Annotated in this window: 24 protein-coding genes and 1 tRNA gene; 15 read left to right on the forward strand and 10 right to left on the reverse strand. The window is 33.9% G+C overall.

From position 1 onward, the window contains the following. The first annotated feature begins 1 nt into the window (after position 1). The 7 genes from FA045_RS01090 to FA045_RS01120 all read left to right on the forward strand — a co-directional run bounded on the left by FA045_RS01090 (position 2) and on the right by FA045_RS01120 (position 5,506). A complete protein-coding gene (locus FA045_RS01090; RefSeq protein WP_136873567.1) occupies positions 2 to 1,384 on the forward strand; it encodes a DUF4407 domain-containing protein in 1,383 nt (460 codons plus the stop codon). Between the two features lies 1 nt (position 1,385). Beyond that, complete coding sequence (locus FA045_RS19175; RefSeq protein WP_136873569.1) at positions 1,386 to 1,565, forward strand: DUF4236 domain-containing protein; 180 nt, start codon at positions 1,386 to 1,388, stop codon at positions 1,563 to 1,565. A gap of 1 nt (position 1,566) precedes the next feature. Further along, complete coding sequence (locus FA045_RS01100) at positions 1,567 to 2,199, forward strand: vWA domain-containing protein (protein ID WP_136873571.1); 633 nt, start codon at positions 1,567 to 1,569, stop codon at positions 2,197 to 2,199. 8 nt (positions 2,200 to 2,207) lie between these two features. Next, complete coding sequence (locus FA045_RS01105) at positions 2,208 to 2,471, forward strand: hypothetical protein (protein WP_136873573.1); 264 nt, start codon at positions 2,208 to 2,210, stop codon at positions 2,469 to 2,471. A 19-nt stretch (positions 2,472 to 2,490) separates the two neighbouring features. Further along, positions 2,491 to 2,823: a DUF6804 family protein gene (locus tag FA045_RS01110; protein ID WP_136873575.1), complete on the forward strand. Its 333-nt coding sequence runs from the start codon at positions 2,491 to 2,493 to the stop codon at positions 2,821 to 2,823. Positions 2,824 to 2,833: 10 nt separating this feature from the next. Beyond that, complete coding sequence (locus tag FA045_RS01115; protein WP_205943074.1) at positions 2,834 to 3,358, forward strand: thermonuclease family protein; 525 nt, start codon at positions 2,834 to 2,836, stop codon at positions 3,356 to 3,358. Positions 3,359 to 3,535: 177 nt separating this feature from the next. Then, positions 3,536 to 5,506, forward strand: coding sequence for a PAS domain-containing sensor histidine kinase (locus FA045_RS01120; protein ID WP_136873579.1), 1,971 nt, complete (start codon positions 3,536 to 3,538; stop codon positions 5,504 to 5,506). A gap of 6 nt (positions 5,507 to 5,512) precedes the next feature. Here FA045_RS01120 and FA045_RS01125 read toward each other — a convergent pair. Then, positions 5,513 to 5,584: transfer RNA gene (locus FA045_RS01125), tRNA-Arg, on the reverse strand. 6 nt (positions 5,585 to 5,590) lie between these two features. Continuing rightward, positions 5,591 to 5,830 carry a GIY-YIG nuclease family protein gene (locus FA045_RS01130; protein ID WP_136873581.1) on the reverse strand — a complete coding sequence of 80 codons (240 nt, stop codon included), beginning with the start codon at positions 5,828 to 5,830 and terminating at the stop codon, positions 5,591 to 5,593. Positions 5,831 to 6,068: 238 nt separating this feature from the next. Here FA045_RS01130 and FA045_RS01135 point away from each other — a divergent pair, with 238 nt between their 5' ends. Beyond that, on the forward strand, positions 6,069 to 7,166 hold the full coding sequence (locus tag FA045_RS01135) for a DNA alkylation repair protein (RefSeq protein ID WP_136873583.1): 1,098 nt from the start codon (positions 6,069 to 6,071) through the stop codon (positions 7,164 to 7,166). Between the two features lie 14 nt (positions 7,167 to 7,180). Here the strand turns inward: FA045_RS01135 and FA045_RS01140 are convergent, their stop codons facing one another. The 4 genes from FA045_RS01140 to FA045_RS01155 form a co-directional block, all read right to left on the reverse strand. Continuing rightward, positions 7,181 to 7,876: an SDR family NAD(P)-dependent oxidoreductase gene (locus FA045_RS01140; protein ID WP_136873585.1), complete on the reverse strand. Its 696-nt coding sequence runs from the start codon at positions 7,874 to 7,876 to the stop codon at positions 7,181 to 7,183. Next, positions 7,877 to 8,020 carry a DUF2256 domain-containing protein gene (locus FA045_RS01145; protein WP_136873586.1) on the reverse strand — a complete coding sequence of 48 codons (144 nt, stop codon included), beginning with the start codon at positions 8,018 to 8,020 and terminating at the stop codon, positions 7,877 to 7,879. A 69-nt stretch (positions 8,021 to 8,089) separates the two neighbouring features. After that, positions 8,090 to 8,590: a DUF1579 domain-containing protein gene (locus tag FA045_RS01150; protein ID WP_136873588.1), complete on the reverse strand. Its 501-nt coding sequence runs from the start codon at positions 8,588 to 8,590 to the stop codon at positions 8,090 to 8,092. Between the two features lie 122 nt (positions 8,591 to 8,712). After that, positions 8,713 to 9,072: a hypothetical protein gene (locus tag FA045_RS01155; protein ID WP_136873590.1), complete on the reverse strand. Its 360-nt coding sequence runs from the start codon at positions 9,070 to 9,072 to the stop codon at positions 8,713 to 8,715. A gap of 84 nt (positions 9,073 to 9,156) precedes the next feature. Here FA045_RS01155 and FA045_RS01160 point away from each other — a divergent pair, with 84 nt between their 5' ends. From FA045_RS01160 to FA045_RS01170, 3 genes are read left to right on the forward strand one after another with little or no spacing between them, the layout of a single operon-like run. Next, positions 9,157 to 9,369, forward strand: coding sequence for a YtxH domain-containing protein (locus tag FA045_RS01160; protein ID WP_136873592.1), 213 nt, complete (start codon positions 9,157 to 9,159; stop codon positions 9,367 to 9,369). Between the two features lies 1 nt (position 9,370). Next, the gene (locus tag FA045_RS01165) at positions 9,371 to 10,465 is read left to right on the forward strand and encodes a mechanosensitive ion channel family protein (protein ID WP_136873594.1); all 1,095 of its coding nucleotides are present in this window, start codon (positions 9,371 to 9,373) and stop codon (positions 10,463 to 10,465) included. A 21-nt stretch (positions 10,466 to 10,486) separates the two neighbouring features. After that, complete coding sequence (locus FA045_RS01170) at positions 10,487 to 11,170, forward strand: class I SAM-dependent methyltransferase (RefSeq protein ID WP_136873596.1); 684 nt, start codon at positions 10,487 to 10,489, stop codon at positions 11,168 to 11,170. Between the two features lie 84 nt (positions 11,171 to 11,254). Here the strand turns inward: FA045_RS01170 and pepT are convergent, their stop codons facing one another. Continuing rightward, positions 11,255 to 12,508, reverse strand: coding sequence for a peptidase T (gene pepT, locus FA045_RS01175; protein WP_136873598.1), 1,254 nt, complete (start codon positions 12,506 to 12,508; stop codon positions 11,255 to 11,257). A 73-nt stretch (positions 12,509 to 12,581) separates the two neighbouring features. Between pepT and FA045_RS01180 the strand changes: the two genes are divergently transcribed. The 3 genes from FA045_RS01180 (at position 12,582) to FA045_RS01190 (ending at position 15,758) form a co-directional block, all read left to right on the forward strand. Next, positions 12,582 to 13,301 (forward strand): porin family protein, encoded by a 720-nt coding sequence (locus FA045_RS01180; protein ID WP_225871233.1) that lies wholly within the window; start codon positions 12,582 to 12,584, stop codon positions 13,299 to 13,301. 80 nt (positions 13,302 to 13,381) lie between these two features. Then, entirely contained in the window at positions 13,382 to 15,124 is a 1,743-nt protein-coding gene (locus tag FA045_RS01185; RefSeq protein WP_136873600.1) for a M14 family metallopeptidase, read from the forward strand. 1 nt (position 15,125) lies between these two features. Then, a complete protein-coding gene (locus tag FA045_RS01190; protein WP_317130559.1) occupies positions 15,126 to 15,758 on the forward strand; it encodes a rhomboid family intramembrane serine protease in 633 nt (210 codons plus the stop codon). Here the strand turns inward: FA045_RS01190 and FA045_RS01195 are convergent. Next, positions 15,741 to 16,709 carry a hypothetical protein gene (locus tag FA045_RS01195; protein WP_136873602.1) on the reverse strand — a complete coding sequence of 323 codons (969 nt, stop codon included), beginning with the start codon at positions 16,707 to 16,709 and terminating at the stop codon, positions 15,741 to 15,743. The genes FA045_RS01190 and FA045_RS01195 overlap by 18 nt on opposite strands. A 555-nt stretch (positions 16,710 to 17,264) precedes the next feature. Then, on the reverse strand, positions 17,265 to 18,398 hold the full coding sequence (locus tag FA045_RS01200; RefSeq protein WP_136873604.1) for a hypothetical protein: 1,134 nt from the start codon (positions 18,396 to 18,398) through the stop codon (positions 17,265 to 17,267). A gap of 70 nt (positions 18,399 to 18,468) precedes the next feature. Between FA045_RS01200 and FA045_RS01205 the strand changes: the two genes are divergently transcribed. Beyond that, positions 18,469 to 19,509, forward strand: coding sequence for a dipeptide epimerase (locus FA045_RS01205; protein WP_136873606.1), 1,041 nt, complete (start codon positions 18,469 to 18,471; stop codon positions 19,507 to 19,509). On the opposite strand, the gene FA045_RS01210 is transcribed toward FA045_RS01205, so the two are convergent. After that, positions 19,499 to 19,684, reverse strand: a complete 186-nt coding sequence (locus FA045_RS01210; RefSeq protein WP_136873609.1) for a DUF6358 family protein — start codon at positions 19,682 to 19,684, stop codon at positions 19,499 to 19,501. The genes FA045_RS01205 and FA045_RS01210 overlap by 11 nt on opposite strands. Positions 19,685 to 19,789: the final 105 nt, after the last annotated feature.

The raw sequence follows: 19,789 nt of genomic DNA on the forward strand, positions 1-19,789 counted from the left end.
AATGAGAGATTTTTTTATTTGGTGCAGCGGTGCCAGTGTTGAAATTGTCAAAAAATGTGACGACAAAGAAATTAGCAAATACACCAATATTGGAATTGTCGTATTCTGTGTTGCGGTTCTATCAGTATTTTCTGCTACTTATTTTCTCTCCTTTGCTTTTAACACAGAAAGCGTGTCTTTTGTATGGCTTTATCTTCCAATTGGGATTATCTGGGGTTTCATTATTTTATCGTTAGATAGAGCAATTGTGGCTACAATTAGTAAAAATGACAACTTAAAAATTCAAATTCTTAAATCTATACCTCGTATCGCTTTAGCTTTAATGATTGGTATTGTTGTGGCTACACCTCTTGAGTTCAAAATTTTTGAGAAGGAAGTTGAAAATAAAATAAGAATAAAAGCTAAAGAGAAATTGAGTGTTGCTAATTCTCAAAGTATACAAAATGAAGTCATCATAAAACAACAAGAAGTTGAGTCAAAAAAAACTGCTCAAGTTGTAGCACAATCCAATTTAGATAGAGAAGTGAAAAAAGGAACAGGACATGGTCCTGGATGGGGTAAATTAGCTAGTAGCTATAAGCTTCTTTTGGATCAAGCAACAAATAAGTTAAATATGGGGGAGGCTGAATTAGATTCTCTCCAATTATTGAAAGTTAATAAAATAAATCAAGTTGATTCACTTCAAGTTGATAGGTATGTGCGAAATAACATTGGTGTAAGCCAGAGAGTTAATGTTCTTTACTATGACTTAGAAGGAAATACACATTTAGCTATAACTATATTATTTATGTTGGTAGAATTACTCCCATTACTTACTAAGTTAATGAGTAGTAAAGGATCTTATGATGAACTTATGCTTTTGGAAGAAAAACAAAGCTTGGACTTAGCAAATTTAAAACATCGCAAGGATTCTGAATTAAAGAGCGACCTTTTAAGTATTGCTAACAAGAAAAAAATTCAAATAGCGACAATTAAACGTGAAATTGAAGAAAGCTTGCATAGAGAGATTTTGACCGAGGTTGCTAAAGCACAAAATCAAATCGCTTTAAAACGAGTTAAAGAATTTAAAGCAAACAATCTAAATAATCTTAATATTCCTAAATCCTCACCATTGAAAATTGAGAATATTTTTTGGCTTCATATGGAGAAGGATAAAAAGATAGAATTTATGTTTAGAAATGGCAAAAATATAGACAATGAATTTAGGTTATATGAGGATGATAAAGTTAGTATTGGAATATGGAATTTTGACCAATCAAACAATATAATTTCTACTGAAATATTAGGCAATAAAAACGATTTTGAGGTATTAGAAATTCAATCTGATAAATTAAAATTAAAATATATGGATACTGATTATAAAATGGAGTTTGAAAAATCATAAGATGTCTTGGCGTTTTCGAAAATCAGCAAATTTAGGACCTTTAAGAACTACGGTGTCAAAAAATGGTTTAGGTACAAGTTTTGCCTTTTTTGGCTTTCGTTTCGGAGTAACAACTGAAGGCAAGAAATACTGGAGTTTTGGGATTAAGAGTACGGGTTTATATTACATTAAATATTATTAAAATGAAAAAACATCAAGTTCACAACCTCATCATTTTAGATGAAAGCGGTTCAATGCAATCGATTAAGAAGAGTATTATTCACGGCTTCAATGAAATTGTTCAAACTATAAAAGGCATAGAAAAAGAATATCCTGAACAGGAGCATTATATATCCTTAGTTAGTTTTAATGGTATTGGTCTAAAATTGCTTCATTTTATTGACCCAGTTAATAAATTAAATGAAATTGATGCAGAAACATACCAGCCAAATGCAAGTACACCCCTTTTTGATGCCTTGGGTTTTGGTATAAACAAGCTCCTTCAAGTTACACGCATGATTGAGAAACACAATGTATTGGTAACAGTTTTAACAGATGGAGAAGAAAACGCATCAAAAGAATATGCAGCTAAAGACATTAAGCTTTTAATCGAGGATTTAAAGTTAAAACGTTGGACATTTACCTATATTGGAACAGACCATGACGTAGAAAAGTTTGCTAGCTCACTTTCAATAAATAATTCAATGTCATTTGATAAGAATGAAGAAGGAATTGCTACAATGTTTTCGAAAGAAAGAGAAGCTCGCAGCTTATTTAGCAAAAAAATAAGCTTAGACGAAGATACAAATCAAAATTTTTACAATAAGGATAAATAATGGGCTTAATGGAAATAACTTTATTGATAATTACTTTATCAATATTTATCCTTCATGTTTTTTTAGGCTATAAATTGCTTAAGCTGAAAGGACACGATAATTATTGGGCTTACATTACGCTAATACTTAGTTTTGTGCCATTATTTTGGTTGGCTTGGGGTTGTACAGATTCTAAACTACCAAATAGTAAAACACGTATCTGGACTTATGTGAGTTTAGGTTATGGAGTTTTAGGTGTGATATATATAATTATTAAAAGATCTCAACAATGATTTAAAACATCACTAACTAATGTCCACCCAAATCAAAATCATCCTTGCTATTCTTCTATTTCTCTGCCTTGCAAAAATGCCATACGCTTATTACGAGTTATTTAGGATTATTGCGATAGTAGGCTTTGGCGTTTTAGCTTATCAAGCGCATCTACAAAAACTACAAGTAGAAATGGTTATTTTTATAGCTTTGGTATTGTTATTTCAACCATTTTTTAAAATTGCTTTGGGTAGAGAAATATGGAATATCGTTGATGTAATTGTGGGTATATATTTAATCCTTTCCATTTTCATCAAAACAAAAAAACAATTTGCTGAAACAAGTTCGGGGAATGAATTTAAACAACATTAAGAAAAAAATAATGATTAAAAAGGTTAAATTTGTTTCGCCCATTTTATTTCTCTTCATTGGTATTTCCTGTAGCCAAAACACTACGCAGCCAATAATACTCACCACCTTCGAGCAGCAAACATTTGTCGCCAAAGTAATCCGTATAATAGATGGCGACACGATGGAAGTTTTATACGAAGAAACGCCCATCAAAATTCGTTTAGCACACATCGATTGCCCCGAGAAACGTGGTAAGCAACCTTTTGGTAATCAAGCTAAAATTGCCTTATCAGATTTATGTTTTGGTCAGAATGTAACTATTTACGGAGAAAATTACGATAGGTACAATCGTTTAATTGCTGTAATTGTAAATGAGAATAAACAGCAAGTAAATCAAGAATTGGTTAAGCAAGGCATGGCTTGGCATTTTAAAAAATATTCAACCAATCAAACATACCATCAACTAGAATTGGAGGCCAGAAAAAGCAGAATTGGCTTATGGAAAGATGCCAATCCAATAGCACCATGGAAATGGCGAAAAAACAATACACTTTAAACTATATCAGCGCTGCTTAAACTTTAATTGTAATATATTTATCACGAATGAATAGATTTTTATAGATAAGGTTTTTAGTAAATTTCAGTTTATTACATTTACTAACTCCTCAAGTAAAACTATCTTGCGCTATGCTTGTTTAGCTTTAAAGGCATATTTAATGGAGAATTTGTGTAAATGAAATCAAATAAAGACATATTAAACAGCTTAATTGAGCGTTCGCCATATCCTATTTATGTTATTTCTGGTCAGGAATTAACCATTTCTATAGCCAATGCAGCCACATTAAAAGCTTGGGGTAAAGACGAAACTGTGATTGGAATGCGTTGGCGAGATGCTTTGCCCGAATTAGAAAATCAACCATTTGAACACTTGCTTTTAAGGGTTTTGGCAACTGGCGAGGCGTATCGTGCTGTAAATGATCGTGCAGATTTGATGATAGATGGTGAAATGAAAACAGCATATTTTACATTTTCGTACGAGCCGGTTTATGGAAATGACAAAGATGTAATTGGCGTTGCTTGTTATGCTACTGATGTAACCAGTTTAGTAAAGGCTACAAAGCAAGTTGAGCTTATGAGTGAAGAGACTCGTCAGATTAATGAGGAGCTCGCCGCTATTAACGAAGAAATTAGCGCATCAAACGAAGAGTTAGGGGCACTTAATGAAGAGCTAGCAGCAACTAATGAAGAACTAACTGAATCACATCATTTATTAGAATTAAGCGAAAAAAGATTTAGAAATCTAATACTACAAGCGCCTTTTGCAATATGTGTAATTAGAGCTTCAGATTTAATGGTAACAGATGTAAATGATCGTTACTTAGAATTGGTAGGTAGAAAGAGAGAAAAAATTGATGGATTAACCATTTGGGAGGGAGTGCCTGAAGCAGCGGATGCTTATGCCCCAGTTATGCAGCAAGTAATTGAAACAAGAAAGGCTTATATGGCTAAAGAAGCTGAACTTTTCTTGGTGAGAAATGAGGTTTCAGAACTGATGTACATCGATTTTGTGTATGAACCTGTTATTGATCTTTTAGGTATTGTTTCTGCAATTATGGTGGTAGGTATTGATGTGTCTGAAAAAGTTAGAGCTAGAAAATCTATCGAAGAAATTGAAGAAAGGATTCGGCTTGCTGTACAAGCAGCAGAAATAGGAACTTTTGATTACCATTATAACTCCAACGAGCTAGTAACATCTGATAGATTTAACGAAATTTTTGGAGTAAAATCTGGTATTTCAAGAGAAAAAATTATCGCATCTTATCATCCAGAAGATCAGAATATTAGTAATGAAGCTCATGCTTTAGGGAAAGACAGTGGAAAGATTTTTTATGAGGCAAGGGTAATGCGAAGCGATAGCATGCGTTGGGTGCGTATTCAATCTAACATATATTTCGATATAAATGGAGAGCCAGAGCGCACATTAGGAACAGTAATAGATATTACAGAATATAAAGCTTTGCAACAACAGAAAGATGATTTTATTTCAATTGCAAGTCATGAACTTAAAACCCCAATAACCAGTTTAAAGGCCTCATTGCAATTGCTTAGCAGGATGAAGGAAAACCCTAATCCGAGTATTTTGCCACGATTAATAGATCAATCTACCAGAAGTATGGATAAAGTAACAGATCTGGTTGATGATTTGTTGAATGTAGCTAAAATGAACGAGGGACAAATTAGATTGAAAAAAGACTGGTTTGTTTTTGCTGAAATGATGGACAAATGCTGTAATCATGTTCGAGAAGTAGGTAAACACGAGCTTTTATTTGAGGGTGATCATAAACTAATGATTTATGCTGATGAGCATAGAATTGATCAGGTTATTGTGAACTTGGTAAATAATGCGGTAAAATACGCTCCTGATTCTAAAGATATTATAATTAAAATAGAGCAGCAGGGTAACATTGCTAATGTACAAGTGCAAGATAAGGGACCAGGCATTACTGATGATAAAATCCCTTATTTGTTTGATCGTTTTTACAGAGCAGACCAGTCTGGTTTACAGGTTTCTGGCTTAGGCTTAGGGCTGTACATTAGCGCAGATATTGTAAAGCGCCATGGAGGAGAAATTGGTGTAGAAAGCCAAATAGGCAAAGGAAGTACTTTTTGGTTTACTTTACCAATTAATGGAGAAGCGATTTAGTTTTTGTAGCCCCGAGCAGAATCGAACTGCTATCTAATGTTTAGGAAACATCTATTCTATCCGTTGAACTACGGGGCCAATTATTTACAAAGATTTTAAAAAATCTTTACCTACACCAGATTTATAATATTTTTCTCTAGCTCTAGCAGCTATTCTACTTAAAACCTCCTCTGTAGAAATTAATCTCCAAGGTCTATATCCCTTAGTAGATTTGGTTTTCCCAGCATTATGCTGTTTTAATCTCTTCTCAACATCTAAACTAAAACCAACATATATTCTTCCATCAACTTCGCTTTTAATAGCATAAACATAATAAATATCCATATCTAATGTTTAGGAAACACCCCTGCCTACCGCAGGCAGGTATTCTATCCGTTGAACTACGGGGCCAATTATTTACAAAGATTTTAAAAATCTTTACCTATACCAGATTTATAATATTTTTCAATAGTGCAAATATATAAATTTAATGCGCTTGCTAAATAAATCATAAACTAAACTTTGTTGAAATCTAATTTTAAAAATAGAATGATGTTTCTTTAATTTACAGGCCAATATTGATATGGGCCTAATTAAAGATATTTACAACGAAGAATTTTACAAGGCATTTGCCTCTACATTAACTAAAACGCTACCAGATTTTGTTTCAGCTAAGTTTATCGACTTAGTTTTGGATGATGCTTTTTATCAAATGGAATGGAAAGAAAGGGTAAAGCATACTACAAAAGTGCTGCATCATTTTATGCCAACAGATTTTGCTAAAAGTACCCAATTGATAGAAAAAATTGTAACTCAACTTAGGGCTGATGGTTTTGCAGAACAGCAATTAGTGTTTATGTTTTTGCCAGATTACATTGCCACTTATGGCTTAGCTGATTATAAAAACTCAATCAATTCGCTTGTGTTTTTAACTCAATTTATAAGTGCTGAATTTGCTATTCGTCCGTTTTTGCTAAAATATGGCAATCAATTAATGGCAGATATGTTGCAAATGTCAACACATCAAAATTATCATGTTAGGCGCTTTGCAAGTGAGGGCTGTAGACCACGTTTGCCTTGGGGTGCAGCTATACCAGCTTTAAAAAGAGATCCCTCTACAATACTTCCAATTTTAGAAAATCTGAAAACAGATCCATCTGAATATGTTCGTAGAAGTGTGGCAAATAACTTAAATGACATTACAAAAGATAACCCAGAGATTGTAATTGAAATAGCCAAAAAATGGCAAGGCTTAGGTAAAGAAACCGATGCCATTATTAAACATGCTTGTAGAAGCTTATTAAAGAGTGGACACCCAGAAATATTAAGCTTTTATGGTTTAGACACGAAGTGTTTAGGAATAAAAAACTTTCAAATTGAAATGGCTAAAATAGCGATAGGCAATGCGTTAGAATTTTCTTTTGTGCTTAAAAATGAGGATAAAATTGAGCGGTATATTCGTTTAGAATACACCGTTTATTATCTTAAAAATAATGGCAGTTTAGCAGGCAAAGTTTTTAAAATTAGCGAGAAATCTTATCCCGCAGGTGCGGAAGTAAAAATTATACGTAAACAAAGTTTTAAACTAATTACCACCAAAACGTTTTATCGCGGATTGCATAAATTATCAATTATGGTTAATGGGAAAGAAATGGCTATTGCCGATTTTGAGCTTTGTTAGCTTTTAAAAATTATTTACATCAATTTTAAATTGCCCATACCGCCATCTATTCCTATTACCTGACCAGTGATCCAGCTTGCTTTTTCACTTAAAAGAAAAGTGATGGCATTGGCAACTTCATCGGCACTGCCCACTTTTTTTAATGGATTTCTTTTTTCTGCTGCTTCTAACTTTTCGGGGGTATTGGTAAATTTCTCACTTAAGGGAGTTTGTGTAAGTGATGGTGCTATACAGTTTACCCTTATAACAGGAGCGAGTTCTGCCGCTAAAGCTTTTGTAAGTCCTTCTACTGCGCCTTTAGCCATAGCAATTGATGAGTGAAAAGGCATTCCGGCAGTAACAGCAACAGTGCTAATAAATACAATACTAGCTTGTTTACTCATTTTTAAATTTGGTAAATATGCTTGCACAAAAGCCACAGCACCTAAACTATTAATATGGTAATCATTTAAAAAATCTGCTATGGTAATTCTGTTAAATGGCTTTAAATTTATAGTGCCCGGAAAATATACGATACCATCTATTTGCGCCTCAATTTTAGGAAAATATTCAGTTTCATACTTGTTTATGGTGTAAAACTCATTATAATCATTGGGTGTGTTTTTAGTCGATAAACCAATAATTTGATGGCCTTCGGCTTGTAATTGTTTAGCCGCAGATATTGCAATAGCGCTAGATGCCCCAGCGAAAATGAAAGTTTTTGAATTCATTTAGTTTGTTTTTTGATTGCGGCAACGTTCACTGCAATATTTAACTTCATCCCAGTGTTTTTCCCATTTTTTACGCCACGAAAATGGCCTGTTACAAACCACACAAATTTTTGAAGGTAAATTTTGTTTTTTTACAGCTTTCATTGTCAGATGTAAACAACTTACGGATTTATGCGTGCTTAAGTTTTTGAAATAAATTAATTATTAATCGCTTTACAACTTCACTCTGTGGTAAATTGTTTCTGTGGCTTTTGCTTCATCGCCGGCTGGCGAAATATTAAATGCTCTTATAATAAATTGATCTGGGTTGATGATTTCAAGTTCCGTTCTCCAGCTCCATGGTTCGCCAATTCCTATCCATCCGTAGGTACCTGTAACGCTAAATCCATTTCTGGTTTCTTGGCCTTCACTATGCATAATTGCTGTACCCATGTGAAAGCTATCTACCCAGCTACATTGGCATTTTTCATTACCTAAATCATAAGCCCAAGTCATTATACCTTCGTAAGGTTTGCCGTTTAATGTGCTACTGTACTCGTAATTGATGAATCTACCATCCATTAGCATACTAATTTTGGCACGCATTGGTGCTTCATCAGCTAAAATATCTTTCTCAAACCAAGTTGAGGTATTGCCTTCCCAACTACCTGCTAAAGTTGCTAACCTTAAATGGGGGCCACTTTCTTTGCTTATTTCAAATTTACTTTTACTCATCAGTACTAAAATACATAATTTATTTTGTGGAATTGATAGTCTTTCAAATATTATCTAATAACAAATGTTGATATAAGATTTTTGCTTTGGTACAGTTTACTTATTTTTTAATAATGTATTTCTTATTTAAGCTTCGCTTTTAGCGCATATAAAACAAGTTGAGTTAAAATACAAATGGTAAATGTACTTGCAAATATCAAATAGATATTTACATCGTTGCTAACAAAGCCGTATTCAAGTGATGAGCTTACAATATTAAAAATTCCGTAAGCGGTGTAGCAAGCGTAGTATAAGCTCCATAAGCCTACCGCAAAATGCCAAATGCTCAACTTGTAATTTTCTTGCTGACTAGCTCTTAAAGCCAACCAGTTGATGATGATAATTAAAAATATCCCTACTGAATTTATGTTGATGGTTTTAAAATAAAAAAGCACATAAATAATAGCCAACATGATGTTTAAGTAAGACAGTTTTTGAAGCATAGTATAAAATTAACCACTAAAATTTACAATTAAAAAGAACAATATGAAAGCTAAGTTGTTAGAAAAATATTAAAACTTTAGATTATGACAAAGCAAACAAAAATATTAGCAGGCGTATTAGCTGGAGCTGCATTAGGTGCTGTGGTGGCATTAGTTATTGCATCAGATAAAGATGATGAATTAAAAGGTAAAGTAAGTGATTGGTTTTGCGAACTTTTAGATAGTTCTAAAGACAAATTATCTACCATTAAAGATACCGTAAAAGATAAATTAGCTAATGTAAAAGTACCTAGTTAATTTGCAGTTTTTAGATGATTTTTTTGGCTCCTCAATTGCTCCAATTTTAAAAAATTTAATTTTAGGAGCTGGCGCAATTTTACTTGGGGTAGCCATTAAATTTATTTTACTTAAATCTTTTAAATTTTTTGCTCGTTATTGGGCAACATTTCAAATCCAATCGATACTTAAAAATTTAAGTACTCCGATTGGATTTTTTATTCCTTTGCTTTTGCTCAGCATTTCCAGCAATTATATGTTGCTTTCTGCCCATTCAAAAGCTCAATTTTTAAAACTGCTTGAAGTTTTATTGACCATTAATTTCTCTGTTATTTTAATTGGTTTTATTGGTATTTTAAAAGACATCGTTGCTCATAAATACGATTTAAACAAAGAAAATAATCTTCGAGAACGTAAAATAAGAACGCAATTACAATTCATTAGAAAATTTGTAATTGTATTAATTGTTCTGGTTACTATTGCTATAGTTTTACTCAGTTTTGAGAGTATGAGAAAAATTGGTGCGGGTTTATTAACCGGTGTGGGCATTGGTGGTATCATCATCGGTTTTGCTGCTCAAAAATCTTTAGGAAATTTATTAGCAGGTTTTCAAATTGCTTTTACACAACCTATTAGAATTGATGATGTTTTAGTTGTTGAAGGTGAATGGGGTAGAGTGGAAGAAATTACGTTAACCTATGTAGTGGTTAAAATTTGGGATCAACGAAGATTAATATTACCGATAACTTATTTTATAGAAAAACCTTTTCAAAACTGGACAAGGGTTTCGGCAGAATTATTAGGAACAGTTTTTTTATATGTAGATTATAATTTACCTATTCCGCCTTTGCGAGATGAATTAACTCGACTTTTAAATGAACATCCCCTTTGGGATAAAAAAGTAAATGTTGTGCAGGTAACCGATAATAAAGAGTTAAATGTAGAGGTTCGGTTTTTAATGAGTGCCAGAAACTCTGGTCAGGCGTTTGATTTGCGTTGCGATATCCGCGAAAATATGATTGCTTTTATCAGAGAAAATTATCCAGATAGTTTACCAAAAACTCGAGTAGAATTTAATCAATCTCAAAAAAATCCTTTTGGCCAATCTGCCAATTAAACAATTCTTTACCTTTACCAAATGGATGTATTTGGAAATGCAATCAGCGATTTTTATAAAACTGGCAAAGCCGATGTTTTGTGGTTACATAATTCATACGGCGAAGTTGAAGAAATGCCTGTAGATTTATTTTTTAGAGGCGAAGATGAAATGCCTTTTTTAGAACACAAAGCAATAAGTTTATGCTACGGCAAAATTTTAGATGTGGGTGGAGGTGTGGGCAGTCATGCATTGTTTTTGCAAGAAATAGGTTTTGATGTAACGGCTATTGATATCTCCGCCGATGCGGTGAAAATAATGCAGCAGCGAGGTGTAGAAAAAGCTTTTGAGCAAGATATTTATTTAGTTAAGGAGAAATACGACACACTGCTATTTTTGATGAACGGAATTGGCTTAACAGGAACATTACAGGGTTTTGCAGATTTTCTTGTTAAGGCTAAAGATATGATTAACCCAGATGGCCAGCTAATTTTTGATACATCAGATATTTCTTACTTATACGAAGATTTAGAAAAACCTGCCAACCATTATTTCGGAGAAGTTAGTTACTGTTATGAGTATAAAGCGCAAAAAGGCAATTGGTTCAATTGGTTGTATTTAGATCAAGGTACATTGGCTCATGTAGCTCATCAAAATGGGTGGGATTTAGAAGTTGTTTTTGATGATGAAGAAGATCAATATTTAGCGAAGCTGACATTGAGCTAATAAATTTTAACATTAAGGAATTAAGAAAAAAGAGTACAAAATTTCTCTTATTGCTCAATAATCTTAACTGCTTAATGTTAAAAGCTAAGCATTTTCTTCCCAAATACAAGCAATATTGATGATAGTCTGCACCGCTTTTTCCATATCCTGTACCGAAACCCATTCTTGTTTGCTATGAAAAGCGTGTTCGCCAGCAAAAATATTAGGGCAAGGCAAACCCATAAATGATAAACGCGAACCATCGGTACCGCCTCTTATACTTCGTTTAATTGGGCTAATGCCTGCTCTTTTTATCGCCTCAATACCATAATCCATTATTTGAGGATGTTGATCTAATGCCTTTTTCATGTTTCGGTATTGTTCGGTTATTTTTAACTCATAGTTCGAGTTTGGATAGGATTTAATCACTTCTTTCACCACATTTTCTAAAGTTAATTCATGAGCTTTTAGCAATTCATCATTAAAATCTCTAATGATAAAATCTGCTTCAGCTTGCTCAGCATTCCCTTTAATATCTACCGGATGTATAAATCCTTCTTTCTCACTTGTAGCTTCTGGTGTGAGTTTGTTTTTTGGCAAAGCCGATAAAATATCAGCCAATGCTTTAATTGCGCTTTCCATTTTACCTTTAGCAAAACCAGGATGAGCACTTACGCCTTTGATAATTAATTTTACACCATCAGCAGAAAAAGTTTCATCTTCAATTGAACCCAAAGTTTCGCCATCAACCGTGTAGGCAAAATCAGCGTTTAATCTCTTTAAATCAACTTTATCTACGCCTCTTCCTATCTCTTCATCAGGGGTAAATAAAATTTTAATTTCACCATGTTTTACGGTTGGGTTTTGCATCAAAAATTCAGCAACCTCCATAATTTCAGCTACTCCAGCTTTATTATCTGCACCTAAAAGAGTTGTTCCGCTTGCGGTTATAATATCATTACCAATTTGATGTTTTAAATCTTTATGTTCACTTAACCTTAAAACTACGTTGATGTCATCAGGCAAAACCAAGTCTTGCCCTTGGTAGTTTTGATGGATAATTGGCTTTACATTTTCACCACTGCAATCTGGTGAAGTATCCATGTGAGAACAAAAACAAATTACTGGAACTGTTTTGTTTGTATTTGATGGAATTGTTGCGTAAACATATCCGTTTTCATCTAAGTGGGCATCAGTAATACCAATACTTAATAACTCATTAACCAATACTTTTGCTAATTTTTTTTGTTTTGCTGTTGATGGGCATGTTGTAGAGCTAGCATCAGACTGCGTATCTATTTCAGCATATTTAATAAATCGCTGTTGTAATTTCGTTTCGTTGTTGGTATAAGTATTCATCGTTTCAAAAATAATATTTAAAAAATTGATTAAAGATTATATTTTTGTAGGTAAACCTATAAAAAACAAGCACTTGAAAAAAATACTTTTAACGCTTTCGTTGTTGTCTTTTGCAACCCTAGTTTATAGTCAAGTAAACTTCTATAAAATCGGACTTGGTGCTGGTATAGGTACAACAATTTCTTATGCCGATGTTCAAGAGAATAGTCAAGGTTATGCTGGTTACGTAACTGCAGATTATAATCTTACCGCTTTTGCATCCGTAGGGTTAGAGTTTCAAGCAGGTAAAATTAATGGTGGAAACATCATAACTAACCCTCATAATAGGCAGTTTAAAAATAATTATAACGCATTAACTTTAAATGGAAAAGTAGCTCTTGGGCAGTTTATAGATTATGAACGCAATAATTTTTTAAATGTAATTAAAGGGTTGTATTTAGGCGTTGGTATTGGCGCAATAAAGAATAAGATGAACTACATTGTTCGCTATAAACCCAATACCCAAGCAGAATTTCCTCCCTTGGGTTATGAGTTTCCGGGGCAAGACAAAAGCACTGAACTTTTAATGCCTGTTAACCTCGGCATGAACTTTTATTTTAAAGACAGCTACGATCAACTGAGATACATTTTAAATATAAACTGCCAAGGAAATGTAACTTTTGGTGAAGGTTTAGATGGTTATAATGATTCATTGGCCATTTTTTCCAATAAATCTCCAGATCTATATTCCTTTTTATCTGTAGGCATTAAGTATAATTTTGGCCCCGTGGGCATTTCTAAAAGAATTTTTTAATCAAAAATTTTTGTATTACTTCACAATTTGCTGCCTTTAAAATAAAAGAGGTAATTTAGGGCGTCAATCCATGTCGTTTTATGAAGAGATTATTCCTCGTTATATTTTTTTTTATTGCTGTTTCTTGTTGGGCTCAACAAACACCTTATGAGTTAAGTAATAAAAGGGAAACAACAACTTATGCCGAAGCCATAAAATTTTACGAAGGCTTAGCGAAAAACCATCCTAAACAAGCTAAACTTTTTACTTATGGTAGCACCGACTTTGGCAAACCTTTACATTTAGTGGTGCTTTCTAAAAATGGAGTTTTTGATCCTTCATTAATAAAAAAGGCTGATCGAAGGATATTATTAATTAACAATGGAATTCATCCGGGCGAACCCGAAGGCATAGACGCCAGCATGATGTTTGCCAGAGATTTATTAAAAGCGAATCAGCTTCCTGATAATGTAGTGATTTGTATAATTCCTGTTTATAATATTGATGGGAGCCATGATAGAACAGGTACATCTCGTGCCAACCAAAACGGCCCAATTGCTTATGGTTTTAGAGGGAACAGCAAAAATTACGATTTAAATAGAGATTTCATCAAAACGGACTCTAAAAACTCGGAAGCTTTTCAACAGATATTTAACACTTGGCAACCAGAAATTTTTGTAGATACGCATACCAGTAATGGTGCTGATTATCAGTACACCATGACTTTAATTCCTACTCAGAAGGATAAACTCAATCCGATACTGGCCAATTATTTAACCAAAACAATGGTGCCAGATTTGTATAGCCAAATGAAAGCCAAAGGATTTGAATTGATACCTTATGTAAATTCTATTGGCGAAACACCAGAGACAGGAATTACTGGTTTTATAGAATATCCACGCTATTCTACTGGTTATTCTGCGCTACATAATACCATCGGCTTTATGCCAGAAACACACATGCTTAAAAGTTTTGATAAGCGTGTAGAATCTACCTATAAACTATTGTTTGCCTATAAGGATATTGTAGTTCGCGATGCTAAAATAATTGGAGAGAATAAACGCAAAGCGGATGAATATACTGCCAAACAAAACGAGTTTGCGCTAGATTGGAAATTGAACAGAAATGTTTATGATAGTATTGAATTTAAAGGTTATACGGCCAAATATAAACCAAGTGAAATTAGTGGAATTGATCGCCTTTATTACGATAGAAATGAACCTTTTACCAAAACCATCAAATATTGGAACAATTTTGAGCCCAGTTTAAAAGTAAATAAACCCGTTGCTTATGTCATTCCAAAGGCTTGGGATAAAGTTATCGCTTTGCTTAAATTAAACAATGTAAAAATGCAGCAATTAGCAAGCGATATAAAATTAGATTTAGATACGTATTACATAGGCGATATGAAAACCAGTACTCGTGCTTACGAAGGTCATTACCAGCATTCGGCAGTAAATGTAAATACGGTGAAACAAAATATACAATTTTACGAGGGTGATTATGTGGTTTATGTAAACCAATTTAGTAATAGATACATAGTTGAAACCTTAGAACCACAAGCTATTGACTCATTCTTTAACTGGAATTTTTTCGATTCGATTTTAGGGCAAAAAGAAGGCTACTCTGGTTACGCTTTTGAAGATACTGCAGCAGATTTATTGAAAAAGAACCCATCTTTAAAAGCCAAACTTGATGCAGAAAAGCTAAAAAATCCTGAATTTGCCAAAAGCGCCAGAATGCAATTAGATTTCGTATACAAAAACTCCGATTATTTCGAAAAAACAACCATGCGTTATCCGATTGGTAGGTTAATGCAAAACACCAAACTAAACCTAAAATAACATGATGCAATACTTAAACGAAACTCCCGTAGCTTCGATTATATTTTTATTTACCGTAATTACTAGTATTTATGCCTTTAACGACAGGCAATTAATGGGTAATTTTATTTTCCATCCTTATACCGTAAGTAAAGGGAGCAAAGTATATACATTTATTACTAGCGGATTGATTCACGCAGATTGGATGCATCTAATTTTTAACATGTTTACTTTTTATTTCTTCGCTTTTAAGCTAGAGATGATGATTGGACATTGGCAATTTGGCTTGCTTTACTTTCTGGGCTTAGTGTTAAGTGATGTTCCTTCATTAATTAAACATAAAGATAATTATGGCTACCAAAGTTTGGGTGCATCTGGAGCAATTAGTGCCGTTTTGTTTAGTTACATTTTATTTGAACCTACCACACTTTTATTGGTAATGTTTATACCAATGCCTGCTGTTTTATTTGCGGTACTTTATTTATATTATTCGTGGTATATGGGTAAAAGAGGGCAAGATAATATTGGGCATGATGCACACTTTTTTGGCGCCCTAACAGGTTTAGTTTTTACGATAGTTTTCGTACCTGGAATTATACCAAATTTTATAGAAAAACTTACTTTAGGAATTCAATATTTAACTGGTAGCAGGTAAAAAAGGTTCGTCAAAATAACTCATTGGCGCTCTTGGATCTTTAATGATTTCAAAAAGCGTGTGGCCCCAAGGTTTCCAAAAATTTTCTAGCACTTGTCCGTAAGTTTTGTGTGCCCAAGCATCAAAAAGTGGTTTGTTCTGCATACCTTGTAATGGCATGGCATCAATGTAAATCACGCCATCAACTGGCATAATGGTATATTCTGGTAGGCGATTAAACAAATAAGCCGAATAAAAAAAGCGAGCCGCAATTTCTTCAAACTGTTGTTCAGAAAGTTTTTTACCACTTATACTTTTTAAAATATCTTGATGGTATCTTCTGTTGGTTCCATTGTCTTGTAAACAGGCTACAATACCGAAACCCTTAAATTTTAAGGAGAAAGTTAGCGTATTAATTTCATCTCTAAAACTAAATGCCGTTTCCTCGTTTTCTAATGGCACAACAACAATAGACCAAGGTGTAAAATCTTCTAAAACAACTTCTCGGTATATACTTTGCAACATGGTGTGTAAGTTGCCAAACTTGTGCATTAAACCTTGCGACATGTTCATTCCATCTCCACTTAATTGTTGTAAACGGATTGCGCCCTGCATTTCTATATACAAAAAGCTGTACATCAATTTACCAATCCAATTAAACAAATCTATTTCTGGCAAGGCCGATACACCTTCATATCCTTTACCAAAAGCTAAGGCAATTTTATCTTCTAATGGCGATACAAATTCATCGTAAACTTTAGCACTACAAGGCACAACTAAACTTTTATAGGTTCTAATCGTTTCATCTAACAGCTGGATTTGTTCATTTCCTGTTAAGTTGGCCATGCTCAATAACCAATCAGGCAAAACGTTTACAGTTGCCAAAGGCGATGAAAAAGTATCGCCACTTAAAAAGCATTTGTCGTTTTTAAAATCGAAGTTTTTGAAAGGATTGTATACAGCTGTGTTCATTTGCTGCAATATTAGTGAATAAAATGGTTTGGTAAATCAATTGGAAGTAAAAAGGTTTTTAATGTGCTCGTTATTGTGAGGCACAGCCTGTCGCGACTTTTCCTATCGTGTGGACAAATCTTTTTGCTCATTATTTTTGGACTTTTTGCTAAGTTCCGTTAATACATTCCTGTCTTGTGCCAAGAGCTACCGTCAATCCCCAGTGCCTGCCAAATCAAAAAAACAGGTGTACAAAAGAACAAATAGCACTTACAAACCTTAAACGCAGTGGTTTTGTGTTCGAGTAAGCAGATGCCTTCATTCATCACTAGCGAGCAAAACGAAGTGCCGCTGTTTTTTTGATGAGCGAGGGCCTGTGAAAAGGCACATGGCGGGATTGACAAGCATTTTTGCATACTTTTGATGCTTCAAAAGTTTGATGCCTTGCGGCATAGAGAAATTAATAAATCCTAATATTTGTGTCCACACGATAGGGTTTTTCCGGAAAGCAATCTCCCAACTTTAGCAAGGAGATTGCGAACCCGATCAAAATTCGGGTTCGCAATGATGAGAAACCTAATACCTATTATAAAAATTACTAATCTCATTTACCAATTGTGCATAAATTGGCTTCGTAAATTCTACAAATAAAGTAGCTGGTGGTGGCGGTGCAATTTCTCTTCTTCTGGTCATTTGTAACTGCTGATTAGTTAAAGCTCTTTCATCACCATGGTAATTTGCCCAGCTATCTTGCCAAATGTAAGTGCCTGGTATATTTTGCTGGCGGATAATTCGCTGAGTTTGGTTATCAAAAATAGTCATTGCTAATAAACCAGATGATGAAACTTGTTTATCAAAAATACTTAGCGTAGCAGTAACAGTTCCATAAATTTTAGCTTTGGTTCTGGTTTCTCCAATTACTACGCTATCTCTTCTAATTTTCTCCACACGTTCTTTAACATAAGTTTGCCCCACAATAAAATCTTCAAAGTTTAATCTTAATATCTGATCTGGATTTACTTTTTGTTGATTTGCTTGTTGCTCTGAATAGAAAATTACAAAGCGATTTTGCTGGTAATTTTTCATGAATTGAGCTACCTGATCCTGAAAATATTGGTTACTTAACTGGTAATAACTGCTGTTTACCCTAACTGGTTGCACCACAATTTTTAATACAGCAGCCCAATAAGCTTCATCTAATTTTTGGCTAACATCTTTATAAGCTGGATAAAAATATTGCGCCTTTTCGAAATTGTAATAGGCATTTTTAGCGCTAGCTCTGTTATTCTCGTTAAGCTGATTCAAACCTAAAGCATAACGAACCTCAGCAGCCTTAATTTTGCTATCTTCAACCTCATTAATATATTTTGATGGATTTTTGATCAATCCCAAAGCTACTGGTGAGCTGTTCACTTCATCACTTAATTGATTAATCTTTTGGTAATGACCTAAAACAGTTTCCCATCTCAACACATCCGACGATAATTTAGCTTCATCAATTTTACGCAAATGTTCCTTTAAAGCTAAATCGTAGGCAATGGGTAAAACGTATAATGCTTCCTCGTTTTTAGGAGCGTTTTTTAAGCGATCGATGGCTTTAAATACAGATAAATCGTAATTGCCTTTTTGCAAAGCATTTTTTCCAGTGGTACATCCAACAATTAGTATGGATAAATAAAGAAAATACCGTAATCTTGAGATAGTTTTCATGGCTATTGGCGTTTAGATGAACAAATATAACCTAAGGTTGTGAAACCCTTTAATGATTAGACGATAAACAATGAAAATAAGTTGCAAGCAATTTGAATTAGAATTAAAACATCCATTTTCGATAGCGAAATTTACCAGAACAAGTACTCCATTATTGCTAATAAAACTAGATTACGAAGGTTTTACAGGTTATGGCGAGGCAAGTATGGTGCCTTACATGGGCGAGAGCCATACTACCGCAGCAGCTTTTTTAGCCAAAGTAGATTTTAACAGGTTTCAACATCCGTTTGATTTTGCTGAAATTCATACTTATTTAAATGAAATTGAAAAAGGAAATCCGGCAGTAAAAGCAGCAATTGATATTGCTTTAAACGATTTAAATGGCAAAATTTTAAATCAAACTTGTGCATTAATTTATGGTGCTGATAAAAACAAAATGCCCATTACTTCTTATACATTAGGGATTGATACACCTGAAGTTTTAAAAGAAAAAGTAGCTGATGCCAAAGGTTTTAAAGTATTAAAAATTAAATTGGGCAGAGATAATGATAAAGAGCTGATCCAAACCATTCGCAGTGTAAGCAATTTACCTTTATACGTTGATGCCAACCAAGGCTGGAGCGACAGAAAACAAGCAATCGACATGTGTTATTGGCTGCACGACCAGGGTGTTTTATTGATTGAGCAGCCAATGGATAAAAATAATTTAGATGGTAACGCTTGGTTAACTGAACGCAGTCCCATACCCATTATTGCCGATGAAGCCGTACAAAGAATTGGCGATATGGAAACGCTAAAAGGCGCTTACCATGGCATTAACATTAAACTGATGAAGAGTGCCGGCATGTACGAAGCGCACCAAATGATTTTAAAAGCACGCAGCTTTGGCATGAAAGTTTTAATTGGTTGCATGAGCGAAACTTCTATTGCCACTTTAGCAGGTGCAGCGTTAGCTCCATTGTGCGATTGGGCAGATTTAGATGGACCTTTTTTAACGGTTAACAATCCTTTTGAGCAGCCAAAATTTGAGGATGGGAAATATATTTTAAACGATTTGCCGGGTTTGGGTTTGGTTGGTGGTGAGGGTTTGTTTAAAGAACCTACTTCTTAAAATCCTTGTTTAAACTCTTTATCAGCTGTATTTTTACGTAAGCAAAAGCAACTAAAGCTGCGGCAAAAAAGGCAACAACGAGCGGACTATTGTTGTTGTAAGCCCAACCAATGCCAATTATGCAAAGGATAATGCCTATATTAAAAAGTACGTTGAGGAATATCTTTTTTTTCATAAAAATGATAGAAGGATTGAATTTTGAATGAGTGAATTTATGCGTTATGCCCACTCAATCATTCAAAATTCTCTCATTCAAAATTAGTAAACAGGATTGAATTAT

The sequence above is a fragment of the Pedobacter cryotolerans genome (assembly GCF_005116475.1).
Lineage (GTDB): Bacteria > Bacteroidota > Bacteroidia > Sphingobacteriales > Sphingobacteriaceae > Pedobacter > Pedobacter cryotolerans.